Raw genomic sequence first — 13,328 nt, 5'->3', positions numbered from 1 at the left:
TGGAATCGCTTCAGGATTACGCAGTGCTCCGCTTTCGTGCTGCAGGCCTGCGAGAACTCGACGCGCCGCCGCGGATCGCGGCCCACTGGGACCGTGTCGAGGGCATGCTGCTCGGGCTGGCGATCGGCGATGCACTGGGCAATCCAACCGAGAGTAGCCTACCCGGGGCTCGGTTTTCAGAATATGGCGAGATTCGGGACTACGTTGCCAATCGCCACGCCGAGGGACGGGCCGTCGGCCTTCCGTCGGATGACAGCCAGCTCGCGTTCTGGACACTGGAGCGACTGCTGGAGGACGGTGGCTTGGACCCGGAGCGTCTGGCGGATACCTTCGCTTCGCGGCGAATCTTTGGGATCGGGCAGGCGGTGCGAGGATTCGTCAGGGCGCGGAAGGAGGGACGCCGCTGGTACGAGGCCGGCGAGCACTCCGCGGGCAACGGAGCGGTGATGCGCATCGCGCCGGTGATACTTCCGCACCTGCGCGCTCCATCGAGCGCACTGTGGGAAGACGCGGTCGTGGCTGGGGCAATCACGCACAACGACGCGAGCTCGATCGCGGCATGCGTGGCGATGACGGGAATCCTCTGGGAGCTCGTCGGAGCGCCCAGGGCGCCGGAGCCGATCTGGTGGGTGGATGCGTATTGCAGCCGCGCCCGCGTGCTGGAGGGAGACGTAGCACTCACGCCGCGGTTTCAAGCCCTTGCGCAAACCTTCCGCGGGCCAGTGTGGCACCTCGTGGACACGAGAGTGAGGGAGGCCGTGCGTGGGCAGCTGCCGGTGCTCGAGGCCTGCGAGCGGTGGTATTCGGGCGCGTTCCTGCTCGAGACGATCCCGTCAGCGCTCTACATTCTTGCGCGTCACGGTGACGATCCCGAGGAGGCGATCGTGCGGGCGGTGAACGACACCAAGGACAATGACACCATCGCCGCCATCGTCGGCGCGGCCGTCGGCGCCCTTCACGGTGCCGAAGCGCTGCCCGAACGGTGGAAGAAGGGACTGCTCGGTCGCACGCGAGAAGACGACGACGGGCGAGTCTTCCATCTGATCGCCGCGGCCAAGGAACGATGGGCACCTCTGAGCTGACCACCAGCGATCGTTATCGCGGCGCGTTGCTCGGCCTGGCGGTCGGTGACGCGCTGGGTACGACCCTGGAGTTCCGAACGCCAGGGTCGTTCGAACCCATCGGCGATATGGTCGGCGGCGGCCCCTTCCGACTCCGTCCCGGCGAGTGGACCGACGATACCTCGATGGCGCTCTGTCTGGCGGAGAGCCTCGTGGAGCACGGCGCGTTCGACCCGAGGGACCAGATGGAGCGCTACGTGCGCTGGTGGCGGGAGGGGTATCTGAGCAGCAACGGGTCCTGCTTCGACATCGGCAACACGGTTGCCGCGGCACTGAGCCGCTTCGAGAAGACGGGAGAGCCGTTCAGCGGCAGTACGAATCCGCGTTCGGCCGGGAATGGCGCTCTCATGCGCCTCGCACCGGTCGCGCTCGCCTTCGCCGCCGATCCGACGAAGGCGATTCATCTCTGCGGTGAGAGCTCGCGGACCACGCACGGGGCGAGGGACTCGATCGACGCGTGTCGCTATCTCGGGGCACTGCTGATCGGCGCGCTGCAGGGCCGTTCGAAAGAAGATCTCCTTGAAGCACGCTTCGAACCGACTCCTGGCTGCTGGCGAGCGGAACCGCTCTCCGAGAACATCGACGCGATCGCTCGCGGGTCATTTCGGACGGCGGAGCCGCCAGCGATCCGGGGCACCGGCCACGTCGTCCGCTCGCTGGAGGCAGCGCTGTGGGCGTTTCACCGTGGCGCAGGCTTCCGCGACGGGGCACTGCGCGCCGTGAATCTCGGCGACGACGCCGACACAACCGGCGCGATCTACGGGCAACTCGCGGGAGCCTTCTACGCGCGATCAGGGATTCCGCCGCGATGGGTGGAGCGTGTTGCGCTCAAGGACCGGATCGTCGAACTGGCCGATGGTCTTTTGTCGCTCGCGACGGGGTGAGGAACTCCGTCGCGGGGTCTGAAATCCGCCTTGGCCACCGACCTCGAACGTTCACCATGTTGACCGTACTTGGAATCGACCTGGCTAGCGCCAGTTGGTCAAGCAACGGCAGCGCTGAAGTGGTGTTCGATGCTACCGCAGTGCGCGACGTGAGGCCTGGGGCGATCGCCTGGCCCACCCATCTGCCACTCTCAGCATTCACGCTTGCGGACGTGATCGACGCACATGTTCGTGCCCGTGAGATTCGCGCCGTGGCGCTCGACGGACCTCAGGGATGGCGTGACCCGTCAACGCCGGAGGGGACGCGGGGCGTCGGGCGGCGTTGCGAGTTGGCGTGCCAGACGCAGGGCAAGACGGGCGCTTACGGCATCACGTTCCCTCGGACGCAACGTCCGTGGATCGAGTTCTGCATAGCCGTCTTCGATTCACTACTGGCGAGGCCGGGCGTGGTGTTGGCCAATGAGCTGCCGGAGTCGCCGCCGGCGAGCGGCTATGTCCTCCTCGAGTGCTTTCCGACATCGGCCTGGCGATCGACTGGCATCGCGCCACTGCCTGGCAAAGGCCGGCGATCATCGTTGGCGCCTTATGCGGAGGCACTGAGGCGCGCCTATGCATTGCCGCGCTTCGAGGTAGTCAGCCATGATGATCTGCAGGCGGTGGTCGCCGCGCTCTGCGCGGCGAGCATCGTCGGTGGTCCGCTCAGAGCACTTCCACGGGGCCGAGCAGCGTTCATCGCCGAGCATGACGACGGCGTCCATCGGCTGGTGGAGGGGATCATCTGGGATGTGGAGCCGAGCGGCGGAGCAGTGGATTTTGCGATCCCGACAGCGGTTGATGTCCGACAATCACTTCCATCGCGAGAGAGGCCGCCTACGCGGCGGGCACCGAGGGTTCAGGTGCGCTCGACGCCGCCCACGAACATCGCGACGGCGCGGGTTACTCGGGGGGTGCTGGTCGAGGTCAGTCGTGCGGGCCGCGATCATCCGAAGATGATCGCACTGCGCAATGTTCCTGGCGGCACACGGGCCGCCCCCCGCCTTCTGGCGCTGAGCATCGAAGGCGAGGAGTACCGACTGCTCGTTGGCGACAGTCACGCTGTCTGGCGCACCCACCAGACACCGGCGACGCTCAGCGGGTTCGATGCGCTGTTCGCACTCCTGGCCAGCCGCCCGGACCATGCTGTCGTCATCGACAGCATACGCCAGTTGTAGTCCGTGTACTGCGGGGAATGCGGCCGCGTCGTTGCGAGTGCGGGAACGGTGCTCTTCCGGAGGCCGAGACTGGTCGCGTCCGCCGGATCATTGAGAAGCGGCAGCAGGCACCTGATCGTGCTGCCCTGCCGGCACTCGCCGGTGCACAAGCTGTCCGTCCGAGTTGCTAACGGATTGCTAACGAACACCGCGACACAGGGGTCGATCAGAGTCGAAGAGACGACACGGGCGATCGCGTAAGATGCGAGAAAACAACACTTCACGTCGCAAGACGACACGTCGTGATACGGCCGGTCACGCTCTTCAAAACCGCGTGGTGTCGCGTCAGCGGCACGGAAGGTTCGACTCCTTCCCTTCTCCGCCAGTGGGGGATACAGGCTCTGGGCTGCGCCAAGCGGACGCCGGCGCGGCGCTCGAACACCGATGCATCCGACGGTTGCGTCGCGCCGCGCGGAGGGCGCCAGCGAGCGCCAGAACATGGAGCGAGCCGTATGTCGATCTGGTTTCAGCCGTTCCTCGTCGATGCCGAGGAAGAGATGGCGCCGCTCGGGCTGCCGGGGGATATCGGCGTTCGAGCATATCTGATGGCGCGCCAGGATCTGTTGGCTGCCAGCATCGACGTCTTCGACGTGAAGGACGCCGCTCGTCGCTACGACCTGGTGCTCTCCGGTGACGCGGATCCCGCTGAATCCGATTCAGCCGCGCCGCCAACCACGCGGCGACGGTGACGCATCGGGTTTCTGCCGCGGCGTGGTCCGCGATCCGCGAGGGCGCGCCCTCCCGCGTCCAGCACCTGCAGGCCATCCGGGTCGCCGGCCGATGAGCGCCTCGTCGCTCAACCTGATCGTCGCCACCGCCTACTTCGCGACGGGATGGCTGGGGCTGCAGATCCCCTACTACGGCCAGCACGTGACGCTGGTCTGGGCGCCCACGGCCGTCGCCCTCGCCGCCGTCATTGTCGCTGGACCGCTCGTCATCCCGGGGATTGTGCTCGGCAGCTTCGGGCTGAACGCGACGCTCGAGCCGGGACACCTCGGGCCGGCCGCGCTGATCGCGATCGGCAACACGCTGGCCCCGGCGTTGACCGGCACGGCCCTCGTGCGCTGGTTCGGTTTCCGACCGCAACTCGATCGCCTGCGCGATGCGTTCCTCTACCTGGCCGTCGGGGTTGTCGGCACCGGATTGATCACGGCGACGCTCGGCGCGTCGTGGTTGTGCGCATTCGGCGATGCCCCATGGGGCGACTACGCCACCGTCTGGATGAGCTGGTTCGGCGGCGAGGCGGCCGGGTCGCTGATCGTCGGGCCACTGCTCCTCACGTGGTTGTCGGCCCCAGATCCGATCGTCGCCAACCCGGCACCGCCCGTGGAGAAGACCGCGATGGCGCTGTCCGTCGTCATCGTCTCGGCGCTGGTGCTGGCGTTCGGCGAGCGCCTGGTGTCGCTCCCGTACGCATTCGCCTTCCTGTTTCCCTGGATCCTGGCGCGCGCCGGGCTGCGCGGCGTGTTCCTGGCCGTGGCGGCGGTGGCGCTCGTGCTCGTGGTCGCGACGGCGCTCGGGATCGGACCTTTCATCGTCCAGTCTCCGCGGTCCGGAATGCTTTCGCTGTGGCTGTTTCTCGCCGTGGTCGGCAGCGTCAGTCTCACCGGCGGCGGCTTGATCGGCGAGCGGGACCACGCGCTCCATCACCAGCGTCGTCTCCTCGCCGAGCTCGACCATCGGGTGAAGAACACGCTCGCCACCATCATCGCGCTCACCGAGCGAAGCGGTGATCGCGCGATCGACCTCGAGGACTTTCGCGCCGGCGTCATCGGGCGGATCCGCGCCATTGCTCGCACCCACGAGAGTCTGGCGCGCTCGAACTGGCAACCCATGCGCGTCGACGACATCGTCGCCATGACCCTCGCGCCCTTCGCCAGCGTCGGGTCCGACCATCTCCTGGCCAGCGGGGATCCGGCGACGCTCGCCCCGTCCCAGGTCGGCCCGCTGACGGTGGTGCTGCACGAGCTGGCAACCAACGCCGCGAAGTATGGGGCGTGGTCGCGGCAGGGCGGCCGGGTCTCCGTCGCGTGGGCGCGCAGCGCGACGGCCACGCTGCGCATCAGTTGGCGCGAGAGCGGCGGGCCCCCACCCGCCGCGAGTCCGCTCCCGGGCTACGGACTGCGGCTGATCGAAGGCACCGTCGGCCACGAGCTGGCGGGAGACGCGGAGCTCGACTTCTCCGCCGAGGGTCTGGTCTGCACCCTCCACATCCCCACCGCCTAGCCCGATCACCTGCCGCCGAGCCTCCCGACGGGGGCGCGATCAGCGTCTCGCCTTGCGGCGACCGCGTTCGCGTCGGGCGTGTTGGCGTCGGGAGTCGCCGGGCGTGTCCTGAGCCGCATTCTCCGCTGTCGTCTGTCCGCCACCGTGTTGAACGCCCGGGTTCGGTGGGCTAGAGATTGCATTACGGCGATGGGGTTCGCCGTCAACCGCCCAGACGGGCTGATGACCCCTACCACACCGGCTTTGGCGAGAGGCACGCGATGGTAGGGACCGCAAAGGACACGGCGAGGGTGGCAACGCCAACGCGTCGTCCCTGCCCGGAAGGGGTGACGCGATGGCGGCGAGCGCGACGAAGGCGCATCCACGCTTCGGCGGCGTAACGGGTTCGATCGCGCGATGCGTCGGGGCCGGCGCGCCCCGCCGGGCGGTCGAGGAGTGGCTGGCCGCGGTCGATGTGCGTCTCGACGGCGCCCGGCCGTGGGATCCCCGCATCCGCGATGAGCGGGTGTTCGATCGCCTGTTCCGCGATGGCACGCTGGGCTTGGGCGAGGCGTACGTCGACGGATGGTGGGACTGCGATCAGCTCGACGAAATGGTGAGCCGGGTGTTGCGCGCCGGTCTCGAGGTCGGATTCCGCGGCTGGCGGGCCGCGCTGGCGGCCATCCGAGCGTGGATCGGCAACCAGGGGAGGCGGAGCCGGGCGTTCGAGATCGGCCGGCGCCACTACGATCTGGGGAACGACCTGTTCGCGGCCATGCTCGATCGGCGGATGACGTACAGTTGCGCGTACTGGAAGGACGCGAGCGATCTCGACGCGGCGCAGGAAGCGAAGCTCGATCTGATCTGCCGCAAGCTCTCGCTGCGTTCCGGGATGCGCGTGCTCGACATCGGCTGCGGCTGGGGGAGCTTCGCGATCTTCGCGGCGCAACGGTACGGCGTGCAGGCGGTGGGGGTCACGGTGTCGGAAGAGCAGCGGCGCCTCGCGGAAGCCCGTGGTCGCGGGCTGCCCGTGACGTTCCGCCTGCAGGATTATCGCGATCTCGCCGAGCCGTTCGATGCCGTGGTGTCGATCGGGATGTTCGAGCACGTGGGCGCGAAGAACTACCGCACCTATTTCGACGTCGTGCGCCGCTGCCTGAGAGCCGGAGGGCTCTTCCTGCTGCACAGCATCGGCGGTCCCACCGACTCCGTCGCCGGGGACCCGTGGATCTCGCGCTACATCTTTCCCAATTCGCACCTGCCATCCGTGCGCACGCTGTGCGCGGGCATCGGCAACGCGTTCGTGATCGAGGACTGGCACAATTTCGGCGCCGATTACGACCGCACGCTCCTCGCCTGGGAACGCAACGTCGTCACCCAGTGGCCGGCACTGCGGCACCGCTACGACCAGCGGTTCCTGCGCACCTGGCGCTACTATCTCCTGTCGTGCGCCGGCGCGTTTCGCGCCCGGCGCAACCAGCTCTGGCAGCTCGTGCTCTCGCCAGACGGGGTGGCCGGCGGCTATGCGTCGATCCGCTGACGTGAGGGAGCGTCCGATGGATCGCCGGGCCGTCGAGCTGAACGACAACCACCGCCGCGTGCTGATGAGCGGGCTCACGCACCTGGACGACCGCCTGGCGGCGGTGGCCACCATCGCGTCGGCGGCCACCGCTGGCGCGCCGTTCTCCCCCTATGTGGCGGATCTGGCGCCCGCCGAGGTGCACCTGCTGCACGACTACCTCGGGGAGATCCGGTCGCGAATGAGCGCGATGGTCGCCGACCTCGGCCTCGCCCCGGCCCATGGCGTCATCCCCACCAGTCGGGCGGTCGAGGTCACGCTGCTCGGGGCGGAGATCGAGCTCGGCGAGATCGGGGTCGAGACGCTGCGCGGCTACGGCCCGCTGCCTGCCGAGAGCGCCGCGCTGGTCGAGCAGACGCGGACGAACCTGTGTCGGCTGCTGCAACGGCTGCGGGAGGTCGTGGCGCGCCGGACGGCGGAGGATCTCGGCCAGCGGATCGCGCACCTCGACCAGGGCGTCGTCGACGCCCGCGCCCTGAGCGCCCTCGAACGGCTGATCCGGCGCCGCGGGTTGGTGACGCTGCGAGAGCCGCTCGAGGCCCTCGTCGAGCGCGTGGAGCGGCAGTGCTTCGAGATCTGCGTCTTCGGTCGCGTCAACGCGGGCAAGTCCTCCCTGCTCAACACCGTGCTGGAGACCACCGCGCTGCCGGTCGGCGTCACGCCGGTGACGGCCGTGCCGACGCGTGTGGTGCGCGGCAGCGCGGACGATGCGACCATCGAGCTTCGCGACGGTCAGCGCGTGCGCGTGCCGCTGACTCGCTTGCGGGAATTCGTGTCCGAGGAGGAGAACCCCGAGAACCGCAAAGGCGTCGCCGCGGCGTGTGTCCGTGTCCGCTCCGCTCGCCTCCGCGACGGCGTTGCCTTCGTCGACACGCCGGGCATCGGCTCGCTGGCGACGGAAGGCGCGCGTGCGGCCTACCGATATCTGCCGCGCGCCGACCTGGGGATCGTGCTGATCGATGCCGCGGGTCCGCCGACGCGCGACGATGTGCAGCTCCTGCACCTGCTGGAGGCCTCGGGGATCGCGGCCTGCGTCGTGCTCACCAAGATCGACCTGCTGTCCGAGTCCGAGCGGGCGCGCGCCCTGCGGTACGCGCAGGAGCGGCTCGCCGGCGCGCTCGGTCACCCCATCGCCGTCCACGCCGTCAGCACCCATGGCGCGGCGGCCGCGCTCGCCGACCAGTGGTTTCGCGAGGTGATCGTTCCCCGGAGCGTCGATGGCCGCGCCCGCGCCGCCGCGTCGTCGCGCCAGCGCTTCGCGACGCTGGTCGGCGCGGTGCGGGCGCTCACCGCCGGCGACGCGAACGGCGCCGGGCGCGCCCCGGCCGCGCTCGATGAGCTGGAGGTCGCGGCAGCCCGCGCGGAGCGCGCGCTCGCCGAGGCGCGCAAGCGGTGCGACGACGGCATCCACGAGCTCCGCGGCAGCGTGCCGCAGGCCTTCGCGGCGGCGGCGCGAGTTGCCGCCGACCACATCCGAGCCGACGGCGACTGGTCGGTCGCCGGTCCGGCGGCGACCGCCGCGCTGGAGACGGCAGCAGACGCCACCGGTGACGAGATCGAAGGAACCTTGACGCGCCTCACCGAAGAGCTCGGGCAATGCCTGCGCCGCGCCGGAACGCTCGCAGGAATGGCGCCGGCGCCCGACGCCTTCGCGCTCGACTTCCTCTCGCGCCCCGCGCTGCGGCTTCCGGCCGCCATCCACGACGTGACGGTGAAGCCGTCGTTCTGGGCCGGCGCCAGCCGGCGCGCGCTCGAGCGCTACCTCGTTCGGCGGCTGCGCGCGCAGGTGGAGCGGCCCGCCACGGACGCGCTGGCGCATCTCGCCGCCGAGCTGCACGGGTGGACGGCGCGCACCCTGGAGAGTCTTCGCCGGCAGATCGCCGCGCACCTGGATCCCCTGCGGTCGCTGCAGGGGCGTCGTGTCGGCCCAGCGGGCCAGCCGGGGTGGGAGCCGCTGGACGACCCGGACCGCCGAGACCTGGCGCTCATCGAGCGCTGCGCGGCGGATCTCGCGCCGGATGACGGCGCGGACGTCGACGACACGCGCGCCCCTGGGCGCGCCACGGAGATCGCATGACGACGGTGCTCCTCCTGCGCCACGGTGAGACCGAGCTGAACCGCAGCGGGGCCCTGCGCGGCCAGATCGACGTGCCCCTGTCGCCGGCGGGCGAGCGCGAGGCGGAGCGGCTGGCGCAGCGGGTTCGCGACGACTACGCCCTCACCGCGATCTACGCCAGCCCGCTGGCACGGGCGCGCGCCACGGCCGCGGCGGTGGGCGCGGCGTCGCGCATCGCGGTCGAAGTCGATCCCCGCTTCACCGATCTCGATTACGGCGCCTGGGCCGGGCGGACCGTGGACACGTTCTCCGCCACCGAACGGCAGCGGTTTCGCGACTGGCTGCGGCGGCCGGACGTCCCGTTGCCGGGAGCCGACGACCCGCGCACCATCCAGGACCGCGCCTTCGCGGGGCTCGTCGAGCGCACCGCATCGGCGGCGGGCTGCATCGCCATCGTCAGCCACGATGCGATCCTGCAGCTCCTCTTCTGCCGCATGCTCGGCATCCCCCTGCGCAGCTACCGCGGCATCGTGCAGCACACGGCGACGCTCAACGAGCTCGGCCGCGACGGCGACACGTGGGCGGTACGCCTGCTCAACAGCACCTGGCATCTGGACGAGCCGGAGTGAGGTCCGGAGCCGCGCCCATGAGACGAGTGCGAGCATGACCCGCACGGTGCTGGTCGCCGTCGGCGGCCTGGTCGGATCGGTGGCGCGATACTGGGTCGCGGGCTGGGCGCAAGCCGTGAATGGCGGTCAATTTCCGGTCGGCACGCTGACCGTGAACGTCCTCGGCAGCTTCGTCATCGGCCTGCTGATGACGCTCTCCCTCGAGCGCGGACTGATCAGTCCCGAAGTGCGCATCCTGCTCGCGACGGGTTTCTGCGGGGGATTCACGACCATGTCGACGTTCAGCTACGAGACGATGGCCCTGCTGCGCGAGGGCAGCGGCGCTGGCGGGTTCGCGAACCTGGGGGTCACGCTCGCCGCCTGCCTCGCCTCGGTCTGGGGCGGCACGGTCGTCGGCCGGTTGCTGTGAGCGGCCATGTCAGACTCGCCGCTGCGCATCGCCGCGTCGCTCGCCCGCGCTGCCCACCCGCCGCCCCTGGTCGGCCGCGAAGCCGAGGTCGCCGCCCTGCGCGATCATCTGCGCGCCGGCCGCTGCGTGTTCCTCAGCGGGCCGGCCGGCATCGGCAAGACGGCGCTGCTGCGCGAGATCCTCCGCGATCCCGCGGCGCCGCCGCCGGCTCCCCTGCCGCTGCTGTACGCGGCCGCGGGGCGGAGCCGGCGCGCGATCATCGTCCACGTCCTGGTCAACCTGCTCCTCCAGCGCGGCGTGCTGGAGAGTCGGTACATCGAGCGCCCGACGCGGGTCGGATCGCTCGCCCAGATGCGGCGCTTTCTCGCCCACGCTCATCTGCCGGACCTCTCGCGCCTCATGCACCGAAGTCTCGAACGCCAGCGCGCCTGTCTCCTGCTCGACCACGTCGAGGCGCCGCACCCGGCGGTGGCGCGTCTGCTCGAAACCTGGATGGAACGCGCCCCAGTGGTGATCGTGGCGCGCGCGGCGGAGCAGGTCGGCCGCGTCCGCTGGCTGCTGTCGGGGTGCGCGCCGCTGGCGCTGCCGCCGTTGCCGTCGGCGGCGATGTCGCGCCTGGCGCGCGATCGCCTGTCGCGGCCGGGGAGCGCGCCGTGGCGTCCGGCGGAATTGCGCGAGGCGGTGCGTCGATCGGCCGGAAATCCGGGCCGCCTGCAGACGCTGCTCGACGCCGCCGCCCAGGCGCGCTACCGAGCCAACGGCGCCATCCAGTGGCGGCTGCTGGAGATCGACTTGCGCATTCGCGGGCTCGGCGAGGCGCGGACGGAGCACGGATGAGCCGCGCCGCCTCCACGCCCTGCGCTCCATCTGACGCCGCGGTGCGCGAGCTGGGCGGGCGTCTGGCCTGGCTGCTGGCGCGGGCGCGGCTTCCGGCGCTCGCCGCGGAGGCGCGTGCGGAGGTGGCGCGGCTGCGCCGCCCAACGCTGGTGGCGGCCGTGGTCGGCGAGTTCAAACGCGGCAAGTCGTCGCTGATCAACGCCCTCGTCGGGCAGGATCTCCTGCCGGTCGGCGCCCTGCCGCTGACGACCGTCGGCACGCGCCTGACCCACGGCGACGTGTTGGCGGTGACGGTCGCGCTGCGCGATGGCCGTCGCCTGGTCGTCGACCCGGCGGCGCTCGCGGACTACGTGACCGAGCGCGGCAATCCCGGCAACCGGCGGCGGGTCTCGGAGGTGACCGTCGCGGCCCCGGCGGCGGTGTTGCGCCACGGCGTGGACCTGGTGGACACGCCGGGCACCGGCAGCGCGTTCGCCGACGTCGGCGCCATCGCGCGCGACTCGCTGGCGGCGGCGCACGTGCTCATCGTGGTCCTCAGCGCCGAACAGCCGGCAAGCCGCCGCGAGGTGGAATTCGTGCGCGAGGCGCTGGCCGCCGGTCGCCGCACGATCATCGTCGAGAACAAGATCGATCTGGTCTCCGACGATGAGCGCGGTCCGGTGATCGACTTCACCCGGGCGCAACTGTGCCGCCTGCGACACCAGGGCGCGCTTCCCGTGCTGGCCGTCTCAGCGGCCGCGGCGCGCCGCGCGGCGCGCGCTGGCGACGGGGCGGCGCTGGAGGCGAGCGGCGTGCCCGCGCTCGCGGCCCTGCTGGCGGAGCTGGTGCGCGGTGAGGGACAGGCGATCGTGACGGCCGCGGCCCGTCGCCGGCTGGCCGGGATCGCGGCGCGCGCCGTCGCCACGCAGCAGATGCGCGCGCGCTCGGCGCCGCTGACCGCCCTGTGGGACGAGGAGCGACGAGCGCACGGGCGACAGCAGCTCGGTCTCGTGCTGCTGCGCGAGCTGTTGGAGACGCGCGAGCGCGCCGCGGAGGCGGCGCGGACGCTGCTGCGCACCTGCGCCGGCCCGACGACGGCCGCGGTCGAGCAGCGGCTCCGCGACTGCATCCGCCGTTTTCCGGTGCGCAGCGGCGCTCGCTCGGTTCGCGCCTGGGCGGTCGCCTTCGAGGGCGCGCTCCGTCAGGAGCTGGCGTCGGCATTGAGCTGCTGGCACGCCGGCGAGCACGAGTGTCTGCAGGCTGCCGCCGCCGCGTTGGTGGCGCAGTGGCGGCAGCAGGCGATCGACGCAGCCGCGTCGATCCGCGGCCTGCCGCCGCTTGCCGCTCCCCACCTCGACCTCGCGGCGCCGACGCTGGACATTCCGCCCATCGGCCTCGCCCGGACCCTGCTGCTGCCCGGCGCGGTGGGCCGGCGACACCTCCGCCGTCGCGCCGAACGATGGGTCGCGGCCAACGTCCCGGCGCTGTTGGCGGCGCGCCGCGCGGCGCTGGGCCGCGACCTTGCCAGGACCTTGGAGGAGGCGGCCAGCGCCTGGCGGCGGTCGCTCGCCGCCGCGCTCGACCCGTGCGCCGCGGACGCGGCGCCGACCGTGGCCGCCCCTGCGAGTCCGATCGACGTCGAGCTCGCGGTCCTGCACGACCAACTGCACCGGGACAGCGATGCCGGTTGACCGCGCTCAGCCGCCGCCGAGTTTCTGCGCCGCGACCCTCGGGGCGGCGTCCTCCGCGCCCGGCCGGCGATCGCGCTCGCCGCGCTTGCGAACCAGCGCCGCGAGTTGGGACGCCAGCCGGCGCGTCTGCTCCGCGGCCACCTCCAGCAGGTGCTGCGCCAACACCGGATCGCCGCAGGCGCGCACGGCGTTGGTCAGGTGCGTCAGGCACAATCCATCGCTACCGCGATACGCCACCCCGCCGCTGGGATCGCTGGCGATGGCGAGCAGGTCCGCGACCGCGGCGTCCTCCCAGACGACGACGCGCTCGCAGACCGGGCAGGCGCGCGGCGCGCCGAGCTGGTCGGCGATCTCCCCCGGGTGGCGGCGCAGCAGGTCGACCCCGCCGGCGATCTCGGCCGCGACCGCGCCGGCGCTCTCCGCCACCCGTTCCAGCAGCGGCGCCAGCAGCGTCGCCATGGTGAGCGGGCTGGCCAGGTGTTCGAGGTCGCGGAGATGCGCCGCGCAGAATCCGCCGCGCGCCACCATGTCCGCGCGGGTGGCGGGATCGACGACGGCCTGCCGTTGCAGGCGGCTGAGCTCGTCGAACACCATGCCGCGCACGACGTTGCAGATCGGGCAGCCGCGCCGCCGCAGGGCCGCCGCCACCACCTCGACGCTCGTTCCCGACATGCGCCTGCTTCTGCCT

The 13,328-nt window shown here is 71.2% G+C and carries 12 protein-coding genes; 11 read left to right on the top strand and 1 reads right to left on the bottom strand.

The genetic code is table 11. The annotated features are described in order from the left end of the window. The first annotated feature begins 104 nt into the window (after nt 1-104). From KF840_02625 to KF840_02575, 11 genes are all read left to right on the top strand, one after another. Nucleotides 105-1,082, top strand: a complete 978-nt coding sequence (locus KF840_02625) for an ADP-ribosylglycohydrolase family protein (GenBank protein MBX3023783.1) — start codon at nt 105-107, stop codon at nt 1,080-1,082. After that, a complete protein-coding gene (locus tag KF840_02620) occupies nt 1,064-2,005 on the top strand; it encodes an ADP-ribosylglycohydrolase family protein (GenBank protein MBX3023782.1) in 942 nt (313 codons plus the stop codon). The genes KF840_02625 and KF840_02620 overlap by 19 nt, the downstream gene beginning before the upstream one ends. A 56-nt stretch (nt 2,006-2,061) precedes the next feature. Continuing rightward, nucleotides 2,062-3,216, top strand: coding sequence for a DUF429 domain-containing protein (locus KF840_02615; protein ID MBX3023781.1), 1,155 nt, complete (start codon nt 2,062-2,064; stop codon nt 3,214-3,216). Nucleotides 3,217-3,707: 491 nt separating this feature from the next. Beyond that, nucleotides 3,708-3,944 (top strand): hypothetical protein, encoded by a 237-nt coding sequence (locus KF840_02610; GenBank protein MBX3023780.1) that lies wholly within the window; start codon nt 3,708-3,710, stop codon nt 3,942-3,944. A 91-nt stretch (nt 3,945-4,035) separates the two neighbouring features. Next, complete coding sequence (locus KF840_02605; GenBank protein MBX3023779.1) at nt 4,036-5,481, top strand: MASE1 domain-containing protein; 1,446 nt, start codon at nt 4,036-4,038, stop codon at nt 5,479-5,481. 334 nt (nt 5,482-5,815) lie between these two features. Then, on the top strand, nt 5,816-7,000 hold the full coding sequence (gene cfa / locus KF840_02600) for a cyclopropane fatty acyl phospholipid synthase (protein ID MBX3023778.1): 1,185 nt from the start codon (nt 5,816-5,818) through the stop codon (nt 6,998-7,000). A 16-nt stretch (nt 7,001-7,016) separates the two neighbouring features. After that, complete coding sequence (locus KF840_02595; GenBank protein MBX3023777.1) at nt 7,017-9,116, top strand: dynamin family protein; 2,100 nt, start codon at nt 7,017-7,019, stop codon at nt 9,114-9,116. Further along, nucleotides 9,113-9,724, top strand: coding sequence for a histidine phosphatase family protein (locus KF840_02590; protein ID MBX3023776.1), 612 nt, complete (start codon nt 9,113-9,115; stop codon nt 9,722-9,724). Before KF840_02595 ends, KF840_02590 begins: the two co-directional genes overlap by 4 nt. A gap of 34 nt (nt 9,725-9,758) precedes the next feature. Beyond that, nucleotides 9,759-10,133, top strand: coding sequence for a fluoride efflux transporter CrcB (gene crcB / locus KF840_02585; protein ID MBX3023775.1), 375 nt, complete (start codon nt 9,759-9,761; stop codon nt 10,131-10,133). Between the two features lie 6 nt (nt 10,134-10,139). Further along, the gene (locus KF840_02580) at nt 10,140-10,970 is read left to right on the top strand and encodes an ATP-binding protein (protein MBX3023774.1); all 831 of its coding nucleotides are present in this window, start codon (nt 10,140-10,142) and stop codon (nt 10,968-10,970) included. Beyond that, nucleotides 10,967-12,640: a dynamin family protein gene (locus tag KF840_02575; GenBank protein ID MBX3023773.1), complete on the top strand. Its 1,674-nt coding sequence runs from the start codon at nt 10,967-10,969 to the stop codon at nt 12,638-12,640. Before KF840_02580 ends, KF840_02575 begins: the two co-directional genes overlap by 4 nt. Nucleotides 12,641-12,646: 6 nt before the next feature. Here KF840_02575 and KF840_02570 read toward each other — a convergent pair whose 3' ends face one another. After that, nucleotides 12,647-13,312, bottom strand: a complete 666-nt coding sequence (locus tag KF840_02570) for a hypothetical protein (GenBank protein MBX3023772.1) — start codon at nt 13,310-13,312, stop codon at nt 12,647-12,649. Nucleotides 13,313-13,328: the final 16 nt, after the last annotated feature.

Source organism: bacterium (assembly GCA_019637795.1).
Taxonomy (GTDB): domain Bacteria; phylum Desulfobacterota; class Binatia; order HRBIN30; family CADEER01; genus JAHBUY01.
The sequence above is the reverse complement of the archived record's forward strand: the minus strand, read 5'-3'. Positions and strand labels throughout refer to the sequence as shown.

What these genes read in the sequence shown, in the direction of transcription:
- KF840_02625 (MBX3023783.1), top strand. Translation starts at nt 105, where the DNA reads ATGCTGCTCGGGCTGGCGATCGGCGATGCACTGGGCAATCCAACCGAG.
- KF840_02620 (MBX3023782.1), top strand. Translation starts at nt 1,064, where the DNA reads ATGGGCACCTCTGAGCTGACCACCAGCGATCGTTATCGCGGCGCGTTG.
- KF840_02615 (MBX3023781.1), top strand. Translation starts at nt 2,062, where the DNA reads ATGTTGACCGTACTTGGAATCGACCTGGCTAGCGCCAGTTGGTCAAGC.
- KF840_02610 (MBX3023780.1), top strand. Translation starts at nt 3,708, where the DNA reads ATGTCGATCTGGTTTCAGCCGTTCCTCGTCGATGCCGAGGAAGAGATG.
- KF840_02605 (MBX3023779.1), top strand. Translation starts at nt 4,036, where the DNA reads ATGAGCGCCTCGTCGCTCAACCTGATCGTCGCCACCGCCTACTTCGCG.
- cfa (MBX3023778.1), top strand. Translation starts at nt 5,816, where the DNA reads ATGGCGGCGAGCGCGACGAAGGCGCATCCACGCTTCGGCGGCGTAACG.
- KF840_02595 (MBX3023777.1), top strand. Translation starts at nt 7,017, where the DNA reads ATGGATCGCCGGGCCGTCGAGCTGAACGACAACCACCGCCGCGTGCTG.
- KF840_02590 (MBX3023776.1), top strand. Translation starts at nt 9,113, where the DNA reads ATGACGACGGTGCTCCTCCTGCGCCACGGTGAGACCGAGCTGAACCGC.
- crcB (MBX3023775.1), top strand. Translation starts at nt 9,759, where the DNA reads ATGACCCGCACGGTGCTGGTCGCCGTCGGCGGCCTGGTCGGATCGGTG.
- KF840_02580 (MBX3023774.1), top strand. Translation starts at nt 10,140, where the DNA reads ATGTCAGACTCGCCGCTGCGCATCGCCGCGTCGCTCGCCCGCGCTGCC.
- KF840_02575 (MBX3023773.1), top strand. Translation starts at nt 10,967, where the DNA reads ATGAGCCGCGCCGCCTCCACGCCCTGCGCTCCATCTGACGCCGCGGTG.
- KF840_02570 (MBX3023772.1), bottom strand. Translation starts at nt 13,312, where the DNA reads ATGTCGGGAACGAGCGTCGAGGTGGTGGCGGCGGCCCTGCGGCGGCGC.